Here is an 18,720-nt window from a genome sequence, read left to right as displayed (position 1 = left end):
TACGTCTGACCGGTGCAAGGGTCCATTCACGCAGAGTCAGCAGCTGCGTGAATGGACCTTTGCATACGTCTGGGCGGTGCAAGGGTCCATTGACGCGGTAGGGGGCGGGCGAGGGTGGAGGGGCGGGGGCGGGCGCGCGCTCAGGTGTCGGCGTCGACTCCGAGCAGTGCGGTGATCATTCCCGGTGCCAGGGCGACGGCGGGCAGCGCGTTGACATTGAGGTCGATCAATTCGTCGCGGCTGATGTGGGGATCTCGGAGCCAGGTGATGGTGGCTTCCTCCACGAAAGCGATCCAGCCCCGGACGGCCAAGTCGATGGTGGGCGTGACATCCATGTTCAGTCCGGCGAGTTGGACGAGGGTGCGCTCGGCCATGGTGGTGCGAGTCTGCTCGAATACCTCGCGCATGAGGGGATCTCCGCTCGCGGTGCCTCGGAGCAGGGAGATGAAGGTGTCGCGCTTCTCGCTGACGTAGTCGACGTAGTTGGCGATGGAGTCACGCAATACTTCGAGGGGGTCGAGATCGGGATCGGGGCTGGTGCGTTCGATCATCGACCGGGAGGCCTCGCGAACTATTTCCAAGTGAAACTCCTGCTTGGAGGCGAAATAGTGGAACAGTAGACCTCGGGAGACGCCGGCTTGGTCTGCGATGTCCTCGACGGAGATCTGTTCGAGGGGGCGGTCGGCGAGCATCTCGGTGCCGAGCTCGATCAGTTGGGCTCGGCGTTGCTGCGGACTGAGTCTGGTCCTCTTCGTGGTCGATGTGCCGGGGCTGTTCACGAACGCCATGCAACCACTCTACTGAATGTTAGTCAATAACTATTGACTCACACTCAATAAGCTTCTACGCTGCCTTACATGAGTCTTCCCGTAACAGATACTTCGGACCGCGCAACGACGCCGCGTCACGTCGATACGCTGATCATCGGCAGCGGATTCGCCGGCCTCGGTGCCGCGATCAAGCTGACGAAGGCAGGCAAGAAGGACTTCGTCGTCATCGAACGCGGCCATGACGTCGGCGGCACCTGGCGCGACAACACCTACCCCGGTGCTGCCTGCGACGTGCCGTCGCACCTGTACTCCTACTCGTTCGCCCTGAACCCCGACTGGACGCGCTCGTTCTCCACCCAGCCCGAGATCCAGAAGTACATCGCCGGGGTGGCGCGCAAGTACGGCGTGATGGACAAGCACGTCTTCGGCACGGATGTGACCTCCGCTCGATGGAACGCAGAGACCAGCCGCTGGGATGTCGAGACCACCTCCGGCAACTACACCGCGAAGATCGTCGTCTCGGCCGTCGGCGCGTTGTGTGAACCGAACCTGCCCGACATCAAGGGTATTCACGACTTCAAGGGCGACGTCTTCCACTCGGCCCAGTGGAACCACGACGTCTCGCTCGCAGGCAAGCGCGTCGCCGTGATCGGCACCGGAGCGTCGGCCATTCAGATCGTGCCCGCCATCGCAGGCCAGGTGGAGCACCTCGACGTGTACCAGCGCACCGCACCATGGATCCTCCCCCGCGCCGACCGCCCGTACACCAAGCTCGAGCGGTTCGCCTTCAAGCATGTTCCCGGATTCCAGCGCCTCTCGCGCGCCGGCATCTACGCGATGCGTGAGACGCAGGTCGTCGGACTGGCCAAGGCTCCGGCATTCATGAAGCCGCTGCAGTGGGCGTCGGAAAACCACCTGCGCACCCAGATCAAGGACAAGGCGTTGCGCGCCAAGGTAACCCCGAACTTCCGTATCGGCTGCAAGCGCATGCTGATCTCGAATGCGTACTACCCCGCGCTCGCTCAGAGCAACGTCGATCTCGTCACCGACGGCATCGAGGAGATCCGCGAAGGATCCATCGTCTCCAAGGACGGCACCGAGCGCCCCATCGATGCACTCGTCGTCGCAACGGGCTTCCACGTCACCGACTCCCCCGCTTACCACGGCATCACCGGCAAGGACGGCCGCACGCTGGCCCAAACGTTCGAGGACGGCGGCCAGCAGGGCTACAAGGGCGCGGCGGTCGCGAACTTCCCCAACATGTTCTTCCTGGTGGGCCCCAACACCGGCCTGGGCCACACCTCGATGGTGTTCATGATCGAATCGCAGATCAACTACCTGGTCGACGCGCTGAACACGATCGACAAGCACGACATCGGCGTGATCGAGGTGCGCAAGGACGTGCAGGACGAGTACAACGTGACGCTGCAGGATCAGCTCTCGAAGAGTGTGTGGATGAACGGCGGTTGTGCCAGCTGGTACCTCGACAAGCACGGCAACAACACGACCCTCTGGCCGGGCTTCACATTCGAGTTCCGCAGAATCACCAAGCAGTTCGATCTGGATGCGTACCGTAGCGTCGCCAGTGCAGATCTCACCTCCGGAACCTCGGCGAACGCCGGCAACAACACAGACAAGGTGGTTGCTCGATGAGCACATTCACAGGCAAGGTAGCCGTCGTCACCGGTGCCGGCTCGGGAATCGGCCGCGCACTGGCCCTCGAACTGGCCGGACGCGGAGCGAAGCTGGCACTGTCCGACGTCGACACCAACGGACTCGACGAGACCGTCCGCCGGGTCGAGGCATTGGGCGCCGAGGTCAAGTCGGATTTCCTCGATGTTTCCCAGCGTGAGACCGTGCTGGATTACGCCGAAGCCGTCGTCGCGCATTTCGGCAAGGTCAACCAGATCTACAACAACGCAGGCATTGCGTACCACGGTGACGTCGACAAGTCCTCCTTCAAGGACATCGAGCGCATCGTCGACGTCGATTTCTGGGGAGTCGTCAACGGCACCAAGGCTTTTCTGCCGCACATCCAGGCCTCCGGCGACGGCCACATCATCAACATCTCCAGCCTCTTCGGTCTACTGGCGATGCCGTCTCAGTCCGCGTACAACGCAGCGAAGTTCGCCGTCCGCGGGTTCAGCGAATCACTGCGAATGGAGATGCTGATCTCGAAGGCACCGGTGAAGGTGACCGTGGTGCATCCCGGTGGCATCAAGACCGCCATTGCCCGCAACGCCACCGTCGCCGAGAACTTCGACCAGGCGGACGTGGCCAAGTTCTTCGACAAGAAGCTCGCCAAGACCACCCCGATCGACGCGGCCAAGACCATCCTCAAGGGCGTCGAGAAGGGCAAGGGCCGAGTACTCATCGGATCCGACGCCATCGCCCTCGATCTGCTGCAGCGGATCACCGGTTCGCGGTACCAGGGTCTGATCGCTGCGGTGTCCAAGCGCGCGCTGCCGCGCGCGAAGAAGTAGGGGTACCCGGTGAAGTCCTTCTACGTTCCCCTGCCGATCGTCGCGGCCGCACTGAAGCCGTTCTACCGCGTCGCGCTCAATGCGAAGCTGTCGTTTCGGACGCAGCGGCTGATCCTCGAAGCCGGGGCTCCGCTGCAGACGCTTCCGCATGGAACCGTCGCGCAGAAACTGACGCTTGCGGGCCGACGCGTCGAGCGCATCACCGTCGGAGCAACCGAACGCGACACCGCGATTCTGTACCTGCATGGCGGTGCGTACACGATCGGGTCGATCAACACGCACCGGTCACTGGCCGCGCATCTCGCTCGCGAATCGGCCAGCGCCGTCTACGTTCTCGATTACCGGTTGGCACCGGAGAACCCGTACCCGGCCGCTCTGGACGACGCCGTGGCGGCGTTCCGTGAGTTGGTTCGACTGCACGGATTCACCCCGGATCGCATCGCCATCGCAGGTGATTCGGCCGGCGGCGGGCTGACGGTTGCCACTGCCCGGCGTCTGGTGGACGACGGCACCAGCCCGGCTGCCCTCGGCCTGATCTCACCCTGGGTCGATCCCGGCGCGCGCGACGCCGCCAAGGATCGCGATCTGGTCGTCAACACCGGGTGGTCGTACAGCTCGGCCGACGCATATCTGGGCGCGGGCGATCCACTGGACCAGGGCTTCGCCCCACTGTTGGGGAACCTGGACGGACTGCCCCCGATCGTCATGCACGTGGGCACCGACGAGGTGCTGTACGCGCAGATCACCGCGTTTGCCGACAAGCTCCGCCTGTCCGGAGTCGAACTCGAACACGTGGAGTACAAGAAGCTCTGGCACGTGGCCCACCTGCAGGCGTCGATATTGCGGGAGGCGGCTCAGGCCGTCCACCACATGGGCTCGTACCTCGGCCGCAAGGTCAGAACCACTCGCACGGATGCAACCTCAGAGGTTGTGCTCACCGAGCCAGCGACCGGCGACCTCGCCTGACGCAGCACCACCGCGGACCTCGCCGATCATGTCGGCGAGGTCCGCTGTCGTCAGCTCCCCCGCCACCACCGAGAAGGACTTCAGCGCACTCTCGCTCAGCAGACCGTTGCGATACAGCGGGACCACGTTCTGCGCCGGATACACACTGTCGTCGTCGGGCAGAGTCGTCAGATCTTTCGCGAGTGGACCGAACGACGCGGTCCGAATCGCGAGAGCAGCCACCTCTCCCGCGTTCAACCCGTCGACGGCCGCCTGCCCGTCGAAGTACGGAGCGAAATCGGTGAACGACGCCCCCGTGAACGTGGGACTCCTCGTGCCTTCCGTAATCACGTCCATCGGATCGACTTGGCCGTCGACAAAGCCCACTGTGCTCTCGCCCCGGAGGAGAAAGTCGGTCACCGTCTCTCCGTCGGCTGCCGACGCATCAGGAGCAACTGCGATTGCCAGCCGGTCCTCGGCCGTCGCGTAGTCCCCCACCGACAGTCCGGCCGGCAGTGATCGGTTCAGTTCGGTGAACACGTTCTCGGCCTCGGTTGCCGATGACAGAGTGTCGAAGGTGCGCAGCAGGTCTCCGGTCAGATCAGGGACCATCGTCACCTCTCCCCGGTCGAGCGCTGCGAGGTAATCGGGCCGATCTCCCAGTCCGTCCTTCACCTCGACGGTGACTCCGGTCGATCGCAGTCCCCCGGCGTAGATCTGTGAGAGCACGCGGGAGATGTCCGAGCTGCCTGCTCCGACGACAACGGGTGTGGGAGCAGGGTCGGTCGACGCGCCCGCGCTGCAACCGCCGAGGAGACCGGCGATCGATATCGTCAGGATCGATGCCAGAACCGACGAACGCATTGTCAATTTCTCCTGTTCACTGCTCATGTGGTTTACCGATCCGGGCCGCGGGGCACTAGTGCGAACGAGACGGTAGCGGAACCAACCTTATGTGCAGGCCGGCTTCGACTACCATCCCGAGCAGCCCGAGTCCTGGCTCCTTCGATGCCCCCGCAGCGCGGGTGGAGTCGAAGGGAGATGGGCGTCGACTGTGCCCGAACCGATGGAAGGACACCATGAGCACCTCCCGAATCACGCGCGCGTTCTCTGCACCGAGGGCAGTGGCGGCCGTTGCCGCACTCGCTCTCTCGGTCACTGCCCTGACCGCCTGTGGCGGAAATTCGGATCCACTGTCCAGTGGTGGCGGCGAGAGCAACAGCGACACGAACTCCATCATCATCGGATCGGCAAACTTCCCCGAGTCCGAGACCGTGGCAAACATCTACGCCGAGGCTCTGCGCGCCAACGGTTTCGAGGTCAGCACCAAGCTCAACATCGGCAGCCGTGAGGCCTACATTCCCGCGGTGCGGGACGGGTCGATCGACCTGATCCCGGACTACACCGGCAACTTGCTGCAGTACTTGGACGAATCTGCGACCGCCTCGTCCTCCGCGGACGTTCTCGCGGCACTGCCCGCGGCGCTGGGCGACGACCTCACCGTGACGGCGCAGGCACCCGGCGAGGACAAGGACGCCGTCGTCGTCACTCGCCAGACCGCCACCGAGCGCAACCTCACCACCATCGGCGACCTCGCCCCGTTCTCGTCCGAGGTGACTTTTGCCGGTACTCCGGAGTTCCAGGAACGCGTCGGCGGCCTCCCCGGCCTGAAGGCCAAGTACAACCTGGACATCTCGGCGGGCAACTACATCCCGATCTCCGACGGCGGAGGCCCGGCCACGGTCGAGGCGCTCGTCTCCGGACAGGTTGTCGCAGCGGACATCTTCACCACCTCGCCTGCCATCGCGCAGAACGACCTCGTGGTGCTCGAGGATCCGGAGAACAACTTCGCCGCGCAGAACGTCATCCCGGTGCTGCGCACGGCCAAGCAGTCGGACAAGCTCACCCAGGTGCTCGACGCCGTGTCGGCGCAGATCACCACCGAGGAGCTGATTGCTCTGAACACCTCGGTCTCCGGTGACGAGAAGGTCGAGCCGGCGGCGGCAGCGGCGGCGTGGGTCAAGGACAAGGGTCTGGACCAGCCGGTCAGCTGATGATCACCTTCGAGCAGATCAACAAGACCTATCCGGACGGCACCACCGCGGTCGACTCCCTGGACCTGGTGATCGAGCCACACTCGTTCACCGTGTTCGTGGGGCCGTCCGGCTGCGGCAAGACCACGTCGATGCGCATGATCAATCGCATGATCACGCCCACCTCGGGCGTGATCACGGTCGACGGTCGCAACATCGCGGACACCGACGCCGTGAAGCTGCGACGCGGAATCGGCTACGTCATTCAGAGTGCCGGGCTCCTGCCGCACCGCACCGTCGTCGACAACGTCGCCACCGTGCCGGTACTCAACGGTGAAACCCGTCGCGCTGCGCGCAAGGCCGCGCTGGATGTTCTCGAGCGAGTCGGGCTGAACCCGGCGTTCGCCTTGCGCTATCCGGCGCAGCTGTCCGGCGGGCAGCAGCAGCGAGTGGGAGTGGCCCGAGCCCTGGCCGCCGACCCCCCGATCCTGTTGATGGACGAGCCGTTCAGCGCCGTGGACCCGGTGGTTCGCGAGGAACTGCAGACCGAGATGCTGCGCCTACAGGCCGATCTGAAGAAGACGATCGTCTTCGTCACCCACGACATCGACGAGGCCGTCCGGCTCGGTGATCACATCGCGGTCTTCGGACCACAGGGCCGGCTACAGCAGTACGACAAGCCCGAGACGGTACTCGCTGCACCTGCTACTCCGTTCGTAGCCGGTTTCGTCGGCCGCGATCGCGGCTACCGAGGCCTGTCGTTCCGGTCGGCACAGTCGGTGACCATGCACCCGATCGACACGGCGATGCAGGACGAGATCCACGGCCTTCGACTCGACCAGGGACAGTGGGTTCTGGTCGTCGACTCGCAGCGCCGTCCACTCGGGTGGATCGACGCGACCGGAGTCGAGAAGGTGCGCGACGGCCGAAGCATCGACGAGAGCACAGCGGCCGGTGGCTCTCTGTTTCTCGAGGGCGGCGATCTGCGTCAGGCACTCGACTCGGCGATCTCCTCGCCATCGGGCATCGGTGTCGCAGTCGATGCATCCGGGGCGGCCGTGGGCAGCGTCGATGGTGCCGAAATCCTCGAAAACCTTGCTGCACAACGCAAATCCGAGGACGAAGAGCGCAACCGGCACCACTTCCTCGCGACCGGGGACAACGAACAGTGACCTGGCTGTTCGAGAACTTCGGGGTCGTCGTGGGCTACACGAAGACACATCTGTACCTCTCGCTCGTCCCGCTGTTTGTCGGCCTGCTCATCGCCATCCCACTGGGCACCGTCATTCGCAACACCCGCTGGGTTCGTCGAATAACGTTGACGGTGGCCAGTATTGCGTTCACCCTTCCGTCGCTGGCGCTGTTCGTCACCATCCCGGCAGTGGTCGGCCTCCCCGTTCTCGATCCCTTGAACGTGGTGATCGCTCTGGCCGTGTACTCGACGGCACTGCTGGTGCGCGCTGTGCCCGAGGCTCTCGACTCGGTACCGTTCGCCGTCGTCGATTCCGCCGAGGCAATGGGGTACTCGACCCTGCGCCGAGCAGTGACCGTCGAACTGCCGCTTGCACTTCCGGTACTCATCGCCAACATCAGAGTCGTTGCGGTCACGAACATCTCCCTGGTGTCGGTGGGCTCGGTGATCGGTATCGGCGGCCTCGGTCAGCTGTTCACGCAGGGCTACCAGCGTGACTACCCGGACCAGATATTCGCGGGCATCATCTCGATCGTGTTCCTGGCGTTGGTGTTCGACGCGGCCCTGTACGTGCTGGGGCGTCGGCTCACCCCGTGGACGCGGCTGAGTACGGGCTCGTCGACGAAGAAGGCGCGCGCATGAATCTCTTCTCCGAGGCGTTCTCGTACATTCTCGACAGCGGAAACTGGTCCGGTGCAACGGGAATCGGCGCACGACTGATCGAGCACATGTGGTACAGCCTGTTGGCGGTGATGCTCTCCGCGGCTGTCGCAGTGCCCATCGGCCTGCTCATCGGCCACCTGCGTCGCGGTGAGGCCGTGATCGTCGGGCTCGTCAACGCACTGCGGTCGTTGCCCACCCTCGGCATCCTGGTGTTCCTGGTTCTGGTGATCGGGTTGGGGCTGATCCCACCGATCATCGCGCTGGTCCTGCTGGGCATCCCGCCGCTGTTGGCCGGAACGTACTCCGGCATCGCCAACGTCGACGCGAACGTGGTGGACGCGGCCCGCGCAATGGGAATGACCGAGACACAGGTGCTGTTTCGGGTCGAGATCCCCAACGCTCTGCCTTTGATACTCGGCGGGTTGCGCAACACCACACTGCAGATCATCGCCACGGCGACAGTGGCGGCCTACGTCAATCTCGGTGGGCTCGGCCGCTACATCTTCGACGGCCTCGCACTCTACGACTACGGCCGCGTTCTCGTCGGTGCGATCCTCGTGGCGCTGCTGACCCTCATCGTCGACGGCCTTCTCGCCCTTGCGGTGTGGACATCGGTTCCGGGAACCGGACGCCTGCGGCGGATGCCGACCGTGACGCCGAAGGTCTGACCGGACCCGCGCGAAAGACGCCCCGACGAAAGACACCGGCGAACCGCAGGCCCGGGTGGGGGCCGGGTTCGCCGGTGTTTCTTCCGTTTTCCTACGCGACGCCCTCGGCTCGCGCTGCTGCCGCAACTGCGTCCGCAACGGCCGGGGCGACACGAGGATCGAGTGGGCTGGGCACGATCTTGTCCGCAGCCAACTCGTCGCCGAGAACCGAGAGGATTGCCTCGGCAGCGGCGAGCTTCATGCCTTCGGTGATGCGGCGGGCACCCGCGTCGAGCGCGCCCTTGAACACACCGGGGAAGGCGAGAACGTTGTTGATCTGGTTCGGGAAGTCGCTGCGTCCGGTCGCCACGATGGCGGCGTACTTCCTCGCCACCTCCGGGTGGATCTCCGGATCCGGGTTGGACAACGCGAACACGATGGACTCGGGGGCCATCGAGGCGATGTAGCTCTCGTCGATCTTGCCCGCGGACAGACCGAGGAACACGTCCGCTCCGGCCAAGGCGTCGCCCGCTGTTCCGCTGAGCGCACGCGGGTTGGTGCGCCGAGCGAGATCGGTCTTGACGCTGGTGAGGTCCAGGCGGTCGGAGGAGACGATCCCCTTCGAGTCCAGTACCACCACGTCGGGAATGCCTGCCAGGAGAAGCATGTTGGCACACGCGACGCCTGCTGCACCGGCTCCGGATATGACGACCTTCAGTGCGGACGTGTCGCGCCCCTGAACCTTCGCGGCCCCGTTGAGCGCGGCGAGGACGACGATGGCGGTGCCGTGTTGGTCGTCGTGCATCACCGGGCATTCGAGCGCGTCGACGACGCGGCGTTCGATCTCGAAACAGCGTGGTGCCGAAATGTCTTCGAGGTTGACGGCACCGAAACTGTGCCGCATCCGCACGATCGTCTCGACGATCTCGTCGACGTCGTTGGTGTCGAGCACGATCGGGATGGAATCGAGGCCTGCGAACTTCTTGAACAGTGCGGCCTTGCCTTCCATCACCGGCAACGACGCGCGAGGACCGATATCGCCCAGGCCGAGCACCGCGGAGCCGTCGGAGATGACGGCGACGAGGCGGTCGGTCCAGGTGTACCGCTTGGCCAGCGTCGGATCGGCAGCGATGGCGCGGCTCACCTGGGCCACTCCGGGGGTGTAGGCGATCGACAGATCGCGCTGGGTGTCGAGCGGTGCGGCCAACTCGACCGACAGCTTGCCGCCCAGGTGCCCGGCGAAGATCTCCTCGTCGGTGATCGCGGCCTGCACTGCCGGCGCGGTGTGTGTTTCTCCGGTGTCTTCGACTGCCGTCACGGTGAATGCTCCTCGCACTGTCGACCTCGACCAGCAAGGCGACGCATGTCAACGAAGTGGGTGGTGCTGGGGAATGAGGGCGCTCGGAGTGCGCCAGTGCTGGCTGCAAACTGCCGAAAGCGTGTCTCGCGGGTGAGGCGGGTGGCCTGCACGATCAGCGATGGGCTGTAGCCCTGTCGGTTCCTCAGTGTGCCACATCGCCGCCCCACCTGACCACAGAGTCAGGACGATCCGACCGCCACCGGCCTGCTACTGCCACCACTGCGTCCACAGGACCAGGCCGGTGGCGAAAATGACCACGATCGCGCCGAGGAACGCGGACAGTCCGCGACGGTGATCGGTGACGCGCTGTGCGACGACGGCAACGACGGCCGCGACGATGTGGGCGGCAACGGAGATTCCGCCCGGTCCGGGGAAGCCGCGAGAGTGACCCAGATATTGAGCGACCGCGACGCCGATCGCGAGCACCACCAGTCCTGCGGTGACGACTCCGCTGAGTCCGCGCAGGAATCGGAGCCCCGCCCCTGCCCCGGTCATCCGCCCGCCACGAATCCGCGAACCGAATCCGCAATCAACTGCACCGCGATGGCGGCGAGCAGCAGACCGGCAATGCGTGCCAGCAACGAGATTCCACCTTCACCGAGAAGCCGGATGAGTACCGTCGAGAAGCGCAGCACCAGGAAGAACAGTACGTGAATGGTGATGATGCCCAACGCAATTGCCAGTAACGAGCCGACGTGACCGTCGGCCTGGCTGACGTACACGATCACCGCGGCGATGGCACCCGGACCGGCCATCAGCGGAGTGCCGAGTGGCACGAGTGCCACGTTGACGTCCTCCGCGGCCGCGTCTCCGCCTGCACCCTTTCCGGTGAGCAGAGACAGGGCGATGAGCAGCAGTAGCAGCCCGCCCGCACCCTGAAGTGCCGGGATGCCGATGTGCAGATAGCTCAGGATCGCCTGGCCGCCGATCGCGAACACCGAGATGACGGTGAGCGAGACCGCGGGAGCCTGCCACGCGGCCTTGTTGCGCGCTTCCTTGCTCTTGCGGCCGACCAAGGACAGGAACACCGGTATCGCGCCCGGTGGGTCCATGATGACGAACAGGGTGATCAGCACCGTCAGGTAGAGCGTCACGTCGAACGTCATGGGCGGGCCGCCGCAACGATCCGGTCGTATTGCTCTGGCGCAGTGGTGTATTCGCCCAGTTTCACCGTCTTGTTGGTGCCGTGGTAATCCGAGGACCCGGTGACGATCAGATCCAGTTCGGCGGCGAGATCGGCCATGACTTCGGTGTCCTGCGGCGAGTGATCCATGTGGTGTACTTCCACCCCGCCGAGGCCGAGAGCTGCGAGTTCGCGAATGTGATTCAGGTCGAGGATGCGGCCGCGCGTACGGGCTCTCGCGTGCGCGAGCACACTGACACCGCCGGCCGCTGCGATCATGTCCACCGCGACCTCGAGCGGGGTGTCGACCTTCTCCACGTAGTACTTCCCGCCCGTCGCCAACGGACCGGCGAATGCGGCATTCATGTCGGGAACGTATCCCGCCTCGATGAGCGCTCGGCCCAGATGAGGTCGCCCGGCGGCCTCCCCGGCCGAGGCCAGCACCGCGTCGGGGTCGATGGGCAGACCGTCCGCCGCCATGTTCTCGGCTATGGCACGCAATCGCGTCACCCGCTCGCCGCGCAAGCGTGCACGTTCCTGAGCGAACGCCTCGTCGGCGGGATCGAACAGGTAGGCAAGCAGATGCACCGGAACGGGTTTGCCGTCCTCTCCTCGACCGGTGCACGAGAGTTCCATGCCGCGAACGAGCGTGAGACCGGACGGCAGAGCTGCGGCCGCCTCGTCCCACCCCGAGGTGGTGTCGTGGTCGGTCAGAGCCACCACGGACAGTCCTGCTTCGGCTGCCGCGCGGACCAGCTCGGCCGGGCTGTCGGTGCCGTCGGACGCCGTCGAGTGGGTGTGGAGATCGATGAGCACCAGCACAGTGTTCCAGGCCCGACCTCTCGTCGTTTTGCTGGCGTACGATTGCCCGCTGTGCCGTCCCTTCCTCCACGCCCGTCGCTGCCGTCACTGCATCGACGATCCGCCAAAGCCGATCCCGAGCCGACACCGCGAATTCCGGTGCCCACGGCCCGCGCGATCGTCGACTGCGCGGTGTACGTCGAGGGCGTCCGGTTGCCCGGCAGATTCACCCATTCCTCGGCCATCGCCGAAGTTCGCAACCGCGGCGAAGGGTTCGTCTGGATCGGTCTGCACGCCCCCGACGAGCATCAGATGGATGCGGTCGCGCAGTGCTACGGCCTGCACGAGCTGATGGTCGAGGACACCGTCAGCGCTCATCAGCGGCCGAAACTCGAGCGCTACGACGACGTCGCGTTCCTGGTGTTGCGCACGGTGAAGTACGTCGAGCACGAGTCGGTGACCACCGCCAACGAGATCGTCGAGAGCGGCGAGATCATGGTGATGGTCGGCAGCGATTTCGTCATCACCGTCCGGCACGGTGAGCACTCGGGTCTGGCCGGAGTGCGGCAGAACCTCGAGGCGAACCCGGAACAACTCACTCTCGGCCCATCGGCAGTACTGCACGCAGTGGCCGACCACGTGGTCGACGAATACCTCGGGGTGACCGACTCGATCGAGCGAGACGTCGACGTCATGGAAGAAGAGGTGTTCTCACCGCACCACCACGTGCCCATCGAGAACATCTATCTGCTCAAGCGCGAGGTCGTCGAGCTGCGCCGGTCGGTGACGCCCCTGTCGACGCCGTTGGCGCGTCTGGTGCAGGAGCCGAGCGTCCCCAAAGCCGTGCGACGCTACCTGCGCGACGTGCAGGACCATCACACGACGGTCGCCGAACGCATCTCGGAGTACGACGAGGTGCTCAGTTCACTGGTCGACGCCGCGCTGGCGCGGGTGACGATGCAGCAGAACCTGGACATGCGCAAGATCTCGTCGTGGGTTGCGATCGCCGCTGTGCCGACGATGGTCGCGGGCATCTACGGGATGAACTTCGACAACATGCCCGAGTTGCACTGGACGTACGGCTACCACCTGATGGTCGGGGTCGTCGCCTGCGTGTGCATCGGGTTGTGGCGCACGTTCCACAAGAACAACTGGTTGTGAGTGGCTCAGAGGCTGGCAGCGGACCGATTCGGATCGCGCACGTCGATTCCGGCTTCGGTCCAGGCCTCACGCAAGGCGTCGGCACCGCGTAGCCGCACCCAGGCGGCCTCGGTCCCGGTCAACGGCACGGCCGCGAGGAACCGCACCGGATCGTAGGGCTCGGGCAGTGTCAGATCACCGATGTCGCTCGCTCCGAGCAGAACTGCGGTGAACGGCGCGTTGGTCCACAGCGGTTCGCCCAGATCGAGCAAGGCATCCTCGACGAGCACGACGCCCTCGACTGCCGGAGAAGCAGCGAGCACGGCCAGAGATTTGTGCACACCCGACGCCACGCCTGCCCCACCGCGCAGAGTCAGCACCAGTTCGGCGCGGGGACCGCGCGAGGGATCGGCGACCAATTCGTTCGGGTCGGCCATGGGGTGCCGAGAGCAGCCGAGACTGACGTACCGGACCACGTCGGCGTCCGCGCCGAATCTCAGGACGTCCAGGGACTCGAGGCCGAGGAACGTCACCGACGCCGACGACGGATTCTCGTCGCCGATCGCGGACACCAGATGTGCGCGTACCGCTGCAATGACACTGTCGCTCACGTGACCCATCCAACACTGTCGCTCACCGGACCAATCAAACACCACCGATGCCGGAGAAGTCCGTTCGGAGGTACCACCGCACCGTAGGTGGGTACCGTCGTATCCGTGGTCTCCGTTCTCGCAGTCGCCGACGAAACGATCGAATCCCTGTGGAGTCCGCAGGTCAGGTCGCTCGGAGTCGATCTGATTCTCGGCGCGGGCGACCTCCCGTTCGATTATCTCGAGTACCTCACCGATGCGTTGAACGCTCCGTGTGTGTTCGTGCCGGGCAATCACGATGCGGATCTCACCGGATACTCGGCCGGGCGCGCGGGGTGGATGCGCGCCGGGCTGCCCGCCACCTGGCCCGGACCGGTCGGTGCCGTCAACGTCGATCGCCGAATCGTCTCCGCGGCAGGCCTGCGCATCGCCGGTCTCGGCGGGTCCATCCGCTACAACGGTGGGCCCAATCAGTGGACCCAGCGGCAACAACGACGGCGATCACGCACCCTCACCCGGACGTTCGCCTGGCATCGCAACGTGCGCAAGGACCTTCGGCCCGTCGATATTCTGCTCACCCACAGTCCACCACTGGGAGTCGGAGACGACACCGACCCCGCGCACGTCGGCTTCGACTGCCTCGACGAGGTGACGCGCCGATTGTCCCCACAACTGTTGCTGCACGGCCACATTCATCCACACGGCCACACTCCCGACGATCTGACCCTGCACGGCGCGGCGGTGATCAACACCGTCGGATACACCCTTCTCGAGATCGAACCCGGCGGCCCGAGACCGGAATTCGAGGCACCGAAGATCGTGAGGCGCAGACATGGCACGTGACACCGGATTTCCGGCCGCCGATGCGGAGAACGACTTCACCCGCCAGCGCCGACGCGCCGACGTGGCACGTCTGGTCGGGTGGCTACGGCGTCAGCCCGACGACGTCAACACGATCCTGCCGTTCGACGAGGTGGTCGCGGCTCTGGGCAAGGTGGGCGAGCGTCACCTCGGTCTGCAGGTCATTCGCGTCGAGACCATCGTCGGAAGCGTCGACCGCACTCGTGATTTCGACCGATTCTTCCGGCCCACATCGGCGCGCATCCGCGAACGCTGGCAGCGGTTGGCGGCCGCTCAGCGTCGCGGTGAGGCGATGCCGCCGATCCAGGTGTACCGCATCGGCGGTATGCACTTCGTGGTCGACGGTCATCATCGAGTGTCCATCGCATTCGCGATGCACCGAACCACGATCGACGCCGTCGTCACCGAGATCATCACGCGCATTTCCCCCGAGGGCATCACCCGCCGCGGCGACCTGCTGATCAAGGATCACCGTCGTATCTTCTTGAGCCGGGTACCGTTGGTGGGCCGGGCCCGCGAGGCCGTCGAGGTCACCGACCCCTTCGACTACGCCCAACTCAGCGAGTCCGTGGAGGCGTGGGGTTTTCGGCTGATGCAGGAGGTCGGCGAATTCGTCGACCGCGGTACCGTCGCGCGGCGTTGGTTCGGTGAGGAGTACCTGCCGGTGGTGCGAATGGTGCGCGCGGCGCAGATCCTCGAGGATCGAACCGACGCGGAGGCCTACCTGTGGATGAGCCGAGAGCGCTATCGCCTGGTGCGCGAACACGTCTGGAACGACGAGATCGTCAGCGAACTCCGGCAGAAAGCGCTGGGCAAACCCACCCGGCCGCAATAGGACTGCGTCGCGGCCCGGCCGTCGGGCCCGGCTCATTTCCCTGGTACACCGATCTCTGATAATTACTTAGATGCGTTCATCATTTTGTTTTCTCGGTTCCACCGCACAGTCGAATACGTAACGAGGTAGTTCCTTTCATGTCCACCCGCCGCATCCTGCTGCCCGGACTCTGTTTCATCGTCATGACCCTCGCCGTTCTACAAACGATGGTGGTCCCCATCGTGCTGACCATCGGCACCCAACTCGGGGTCAGCACCACCGCCGCCGGGTGGGTACTGACGGCCAATCTCCTCGCGGCAGTGATCGCTACCCCGGTCATCGGTAGGCTCGCCGACCTGCACGGTAAGCGTCCGGTGCTGATCGGTGTGCTCACCGTCGTCCTCGCCGGATCTCTGCTCGCGGCGCTGACCCACTCGTTGCTGTGGCTGATCGTCGGCCGAGTCCTGCAGGGCGTGTCCTACGCATTGTTCCCCATCGCGCTCGCCGTCCTTCGCGACGAGATGCCTCCTCGTAAGCTCGTGGGCTCGATGTCCGTACTGTCCGGCACACTCGGCGTCGGCGGTGGATTCGGACTGGTGTTGACCGGACTGCTGACGGCCAACGGTGCCGACTACCACCGCGTGTTCTGGCTCACTGTTGCGTTCGTGGTGCTCGCCCTCGCGATCGCCTGGTTCGGCGTACCGGCGCGGGCGAGAACCAGCGGCGGCACCGTCGACTGGTGGGGCGCTGCACTGCTCGCGGTGACTCTGCTTCTGCTGTTCCTCGCCCTGACCCAGGGCCGTACCTGGGGGTGGGGTTCGATCGCCACCATCGGCTGCGCGCTCGCCGGGGTACTGGCGGGGGCCATCTGGTGGACCTTCGAGAAGCGCGCCGACGAGCCGCTCGTCGCACCCCGCATGCTCACCCACGGCCCGTTGCTCGCCACCAACGTCGCCACCCTGTTCGTCGGTATCGGAATGTTCGTCAATTTCCTCGCCTGCTCGTACTTCGTGCAGACACCACGAGCCGTGGCCGGCTACGGCTTCACTGCGAATGTGCTCGAGGCGAGCGTCGTCTATCTGCTGCCCGGCGCGGCAGTCGGGGTAGTGGCCGCGGTGATCAGTGGCCGCCTCATCCGGTCCTTCGGGCCGCGCCGAGTGCTGATCGCCGGAGCCGTGATCGGGCTGGTCGGATTCGTCTTCGTCGCACTGGCCCACGATCACACCTGGCAGCTGATCACCGCAGGCATCGTCATCAACATGTTCGTCAGTCTCGCGTTCGCGGCCCTGCCGAACCTGCTCATGGCCGAGGTCAGTGCAGCGGACACCGGTGTAGCGAACAGCGTCAATTCGATCGTGCGAACCGTCGGTACCTCGATAGCCAGCGCCACGCTGTCCACCGTCCTGGCCATGTTCACCATCGACGGGACAGCCGTTGCCCGCGAAAGCGTGTACACCGCAGCCTTCGTCGCAGGCGCGGTCGCCTGCCTCGTCGTCGTACTCGCGGCCCTGGCCATCAGGAGTACCCCGGCCACTCGGGAATCGGTGCGGGTTGCCGAGTCCGAACCGACCACCGCGCTCAGAGGCACTGCCGGCCAGTTCACAGCAGGCTGACAGCTGGAGCCCGCCTCCGACCAGGCCGGAGACCGCCCGATCGCTGGTGACGGCGCCTGACAGAAAACTCGTAATCTACTGGGAGTCAACGAATCTGCCTTTCCGGCGACCTCACGCATACCTACTGTCGTGAAGGTACGAACACCGACGAGAGGCACACCGAATGAACACCAGGATGATTCTCACCCGCGCCGCAGTGACCGGAGCCCTCGTGGCGGTTCCACTGGTGGCAGCAACCGGTACTGCGTCGGCCGATCCGCTGCGATCGGACGGCAACGATCGCGGACACGGCGATCAGCAGGCGCAAGAGCACCAGCAGCCCGACGAGTTCCGTCTGCCCGAACTCTTCCCGCAGGCACCGGCACCGCAGCTGCAGAACCCGGCACCGAATGTGGTTCCGTTCGACTTCTTCCAGGGCTTCGCACTGCCGACCACGGGTTCGGCGTTCTGAGTGCTGCGCAGTGGCGCGGTTATGTGCCCGTGAAGGCACCTAACCACACCACTGCCGTAGGCACTTACAGCGTCAGATTGGAACCCGAGGCCTGGTCGAACACCGAGATCTTCGCCGGGTCGAACCACAGCTCCACCTGACCACCCTCGGTGGCCTTGGACTCGGCGGCCAGACGCGCAACCACTTGTGCGCCACCGAGATCGGCGATACCGGCATCGGCCGCGAGTTCCTGCAGTTCGCTCGACTCGACCTTGGCCCCCTTCAGGGTGAAGTAGACGTACTTGTCGCTGCCCATCGACTCGAGCACGTCCACGGTCGCGGTGAAGGTCGCTCCGCTCATCTTCTGATAGCCGTCGATCAGCGCCGCGTCCTCGAAGTGCTCGGGGCGGATACCGACGACCACCTCACGGCCCGGGTTCTTGGCCTTGATCGCATCCATCCGCTCGAGCGGAATGTCGATCTCACCCAGTGCGGTGGACACGCCGTTCGAGGTGAGCTGTCCGGGCACGAAGTTCATCGAGGGCGATCCGATGAAGCCGCCCACGAACAGGTTTCGCGGCTTGTCGTAGAGCTCCTGCGGGGAGCCGATCTGCTGCACCAGCCCGCCGCGGAGCACCACGACGCGATCGCCGAGGGTCATTGCCTCGGTCTGATCGTGTGTGACGTACACGGTGGTGGTGCCGAGCCGCTTCTGCAGGCGTGAGATCTCGGCGCGAGTCTGCACGCGCAGCTTCGCGTCGAGGTTGGAGAGCGGCTCGTCCATCAGGAACGCCTTGGGCGTGCGAACGATGGCGCGGCCCATGGCAACTCGCTGACGCTGACCACCGGAGAGGTTCGCCGGCTTGCGGTCGAGGTGCTGGCTCAGGTCGAGGATCTTCGCTGCCTCCTCGACCTTGGTGTTGATCTCGGACTTCGAGAGCTTGGCCAGCGTCAGTGGGAATGCGATGTTCTGCCGCACCGTCATGTGCGGGTACAGCGCGTAGGACTGGAACACCATCGCGATGTCGCGATCCTTCGGTGCCTTCTCGTTGACGCGCTCCCCCGCGATCCGCAGCTCGCCGGACGAGATGTCTTCCAGACCGGCAATCATGTTGAGCGTCGTGGACTTTCCGCAACCGGACGGCCCGACGAGGATGATGAACTCGCCGTCGGCGATGGTGATGTCGACGTCGCTGACCGCAGCCGCGCCGTCGGGGTAGAGCTTGGTGACTTTGTCGAGAACGATTTCGGCCAT

20 protein-coding genes are annotated in these 18,720 nt (G+C 65.1%); 12 read left to right on the top strand and 8 right to left on the bottom strand.

Going from position 1 to position 18,720, the window contains the following annotated elements:
- Positions 1 to 140: 140 nt before the first annotated feature.
- Positions 141 to 788: a TetR/AcrR family transcriptional regulator gene (locus ACNEOT_RS09060; protein WP_415973536.1), complete on the bottom strand. Its 648-nt coding sequence runs from the start codon at positions 786 to 788 to the stop codon at positions 141 to 143.
- Between the two features lie 69 nt (positions 789 to 857).
- Here ACNEOT_RS09060 and ACNEOT_RS09055 point away from each other — a divergent pair, with 69 nt between their 5' ends.
- Genes ACNEOT_RS09055 through ACNEOT_RS09045 form a run of 3 tightly spaced genes read left to right on the top strand, consistent with a single transcriptional unit; the run spans position 858 to position 4,219 of the window.
- Positions 858 to 2,423 carry a flavin-containing monooxygenase gene (locus ACNEOT_RS09055; protein ID WP_415973535.1) on the top strand — a complete coding sequence of 522 codons (1,566 nt, stop codon included), beginning with the start codon at positions 858 to 860 and terminating at the stop codon, positions 2,421 to 2,423.
- Entirely contained in the window at positions 2,420 to 3,253 is an 834-nt protein-coding gene (locus ACNEOT_RS09050) for an SDR family NAD(P)-dependent oxidoreductase (protein WP_415973534.1), read from the top strand. The genes ACNEOT_RS09055 and ACNEOT_RS09050 overlap by 4 nt, the downstream gene beginning before the upstream one ends.
- A gap of 9 nt (positions 3,254 to 3,262) precedes the next feature.
- Positions 3,263 to 4,219 (top strand): alpha/beta hydrolase, encoded by a 957-nt coding sequence (locus tag ACNEOT_RS09045; protein ID WP_415973533.1) that lies wholly within the window; start codon positions 3,263 to 3,265, stop codon positions 4,217 to 4,219.
- On the opposite strand, the gene ACNEOT_RS09040 is transcribed toward ACNEOT_RS09045, so the two are convergent.
- On the bottom strand, positions 4,175 to 5,062 hold the full coding sequence (locus ACNEOT_RS09040) for a glycine betaine ABC transporter substrate-binding protein (protein ID WP_415973532.1): 888 nt from the start codon (positions 5,060 to 5,062) through the stop codon (positions 4,175 to 4,177). The two genes, ACNEOT_RS09045 and ACNEOT_RS09040, sit on opposite strands and share 45 nt — an antisense overlap.
- A gap of 215 nt (positions 5,063 to 5,277) precedes the next feature.
- Here ACNEOT_RS09040 and ACNEOT_RS09035 point away from each other — a divergent pair, with 215 nt between their 5' ends.
- The 4 genes from ACNEOT_RS09035 to ACNEOT_RS09020 are packed head-to-tail and all read left to right on the top strand — an operon-like array spanning position 5,278 to position 8,754.
- Positions 5,278 to 6,252 (top strand): ABC transporter substrate-binding protein, encoded by a 975-nt coding sequence (locus ACNEOT_RS09035; RefSeq protein ID WP_415973531.1) that lies wholly within the window; start codon positions 5,278 to 5,280, stop codon positions 6,250 to 6,252.
- Positions 6,252 to 7,403, top strand: a complete 1,152-nt coding sequence (locus tag ACNEOT_RS09030) for an ABC transporter ATP-binding protein (RefSeq protein WP_415973530.1) — start codon at positions 6,252 to 6,254, stop codon at positions 7,401 to 7,403. Before ACNEOT_RS09035 ends, ACNEOT_RS09030 begins: the two co-directional genes overlap by 1 nt.
- On the top strand, positions 7,400 to 8,065 hold the full coding sequence (locus tag ACNEOT_RS09025) for an ABC transporter permease (RefSeq protein WP_415973529.1): 666 nt from the start codon (positions 7,400 to 7,402) through the stop codon (positions 8,063 to 8,065). The genes ACNEOT_RS09030 and ACNEOT_RS09025 overlap by 4 nt, the downstream gene beginning before the upstream one ends.
- Positions 8,062 to 8,754, top strand: coding sequence for an ABC transporter permease (locus ACNEOT_RS09020; RefSeq protein ID WP_415973528.1), 693 nt, complete (start codon positions 8,062 to 8,064; stop codon positions 8,752 to 8,754). Before ACNEOT_RS09025 ends, ACNEOT_RS09020 begins: the two co-directional genes overlap by 4 nt.
- A 91-nt stretch (positions 8,755 to 8,845) precedes the next feature.
- On the opposite strand, the gene ACNEOT_RS09015 is transcribed toward ACNEOT_RS09020, so the two are convergent.
- The 4 genes from ACNEOT_RS09015 to ACNEOT_RS09000 all read right to left on the bottom strand — a co-directional run bounded on the left by ACNEOT_RS09015 (position 8,846) and on the right by ACNEOT_RS09000 (position 12,032).
- Positions 8,846 to 10,051 carry an NAD(P)-dependent malic enzyme gene (locus ACNEOT_RS09015; protein ID WP_415973527.1) on the bottom strand — a complete coding sequence of 402 codons (1,206 nt, stop codon included), beginning with the start codon at positions 10,049 to 10,051 and terminating at the stop codon, positions 8,846 to 8,848.
- A 249-nt stretch (positions 10,052 to 10,300) separates the two neighbouring features.
- A complete protein-coding gene (locus tag ACNEOT_RS09010; RefSeq protein ID WP_415973526.1) occupies positions 10,301 to 10,588 on the bottom strand; it encodes a hypothetical protein in 288 nt (95 codons plus the stop codon).
- Complete coding sequence (locus ACNEOT_RS09005; RefSeq protein WP_415973525.1) at positions 10,585 to 11,199, bottom strand: MarC family protein; 615 nt, start codon at positions 11,197 to 11,199, stop codon at positions 10,585 to 10,587. Before ACNEOT_RS09005 ends, ACNEOT_RS09010 begins: the two co-directional genes overlap by 4 nt.
- Positions 11,196 to 12,032 (bottom strand): PHP domain-containing protein, encoded by an 837-nt coding sequence (locus ACNEOT_RS09000; protein WP_415973524.1) that lies wholly within the window; start codon positions 12,030 to 12,032, stop codon positions 11,196 to 11,198. Before ACNEOT_RS09000 ends, ACNEOT_RS09005 begins: the two co-directional genes overlap by 4 nt.
- Positions 12,033 to 12,080: 48 nt before the next feature.
- On the opposite strand from ACNEOT_RS09000, the gene ACNEOT_RS08995 reads away from it, so the two are divergent.
- Positions 12,081 to 13,178, top strand: coding sequence for a magnesium and cobalt transport protein CorA (locus ACNEOT_RS08995; RefSeq protein ID WP_415973523.1), 1,098 nt, complete (start codon positions 12,081 to 12,083; stop codon positions 13,176 to 13,178).
- A 5-nt stretch (positions 13,179 to 13,183) separates the two neighbouring features.
- Here ACNEOT_RS08995 and ACNEOT_RS08990 read toward each other — a convergent pair whose 3' ends face one another.
- Entirely contained in the window at positions 13,184 to 13,777 is a 594-nt protein-coding gene (locus ACNEOT_RS08990) for a suppressor of fused domain protein (RefSeq protein WP_415973522.1), read from the bottom strand.
- A gap of 96 nt (positions 13,778 to 13,873) precedes the next feature.
- Between ACNEOT_RS08990 and ACNEOT_RS08985 the strand changes: the two genes are divergently transcribed.
- From ACNEOT_RS08985 to ACNEOT_RS08970, 4 genes are all read left to right on the top strand, one after another.
- Positions 13,874 to 14,590, top strand: coding sequence for a metallophosphoesterase family protein (locus ACNEOT_RS08985; protein WP_415973521.1), 717 nt, complete (start codon positions 13,874 to 13,876; stop codon positions 14,588 to 14,590).
- A complete protein-coding gene (locus tag ACNEOT_RS08980; RefSeq protein ID WP_415973520.1) occupies positions 14,580 to 15,443 on the top strand; it encodes a chromosome partitioning protein ParB in 864 nt (287 codons plus the stop codon). Before ACNEOT_RS08985 ends, ACNEOT_RS08980 begins: the two co-directional genes overlap by 11 nt.
- Before the next feature lie 137 nt (positions 15,444 to 15,580).
- Positions 15,581 to 17,035 (top strand): MFS transporter, encoded by a 1,455-nt coding sequence (locus ACNEOT_RS08975; protein ID WP_415973519.1) that lies wholly within the window; start codon positions 15,581 to 15,583, stop codon positions 17,033 to 17,035.
- 163 nt (positions 17,036 to 17,198) lie between these two features.
- The gene (locus ACNEOT_RS08970; RefSeq protein ID WP_415973518.1) at positions 17,199 to 17,486 is read left to right on the top strand and encodes a hypothetical protein; all 288 of its coding nucleotides are present in this window, start codon (positions 17,199 to 17,201) and stop codon (positions 17,484 to 17,486) included.
- 64 nt (positions 17,487 to 17,550) lie between these two features.
- On the opposite strand, the gene ACNEOT_RS08965 is transcribed toward ACNEOT_RS08970, so the two are convergent.
- Entirely contained in the window at positions 17,551 to 18,720 is a 1,170-nt protein-coding gene (locus ACNEOT_RS08965) for an ABC transporter ATP-binding protein (protein WP_415973517.1), read from the bottom strand.

The organism is Rhodococcus sp. 077-4, assembly GCF_047782425.1.
Classification (GTDB): Bacteria; Actinomycetota; Actinomycetes; order Mycobacteriales; family Mycobacteriaceae; genus Rhodococcoides.
Note: the sequence above shows the minus strand (reverse complement) of the source record. Positions and strands in the feature narration are given on the sequence as shown.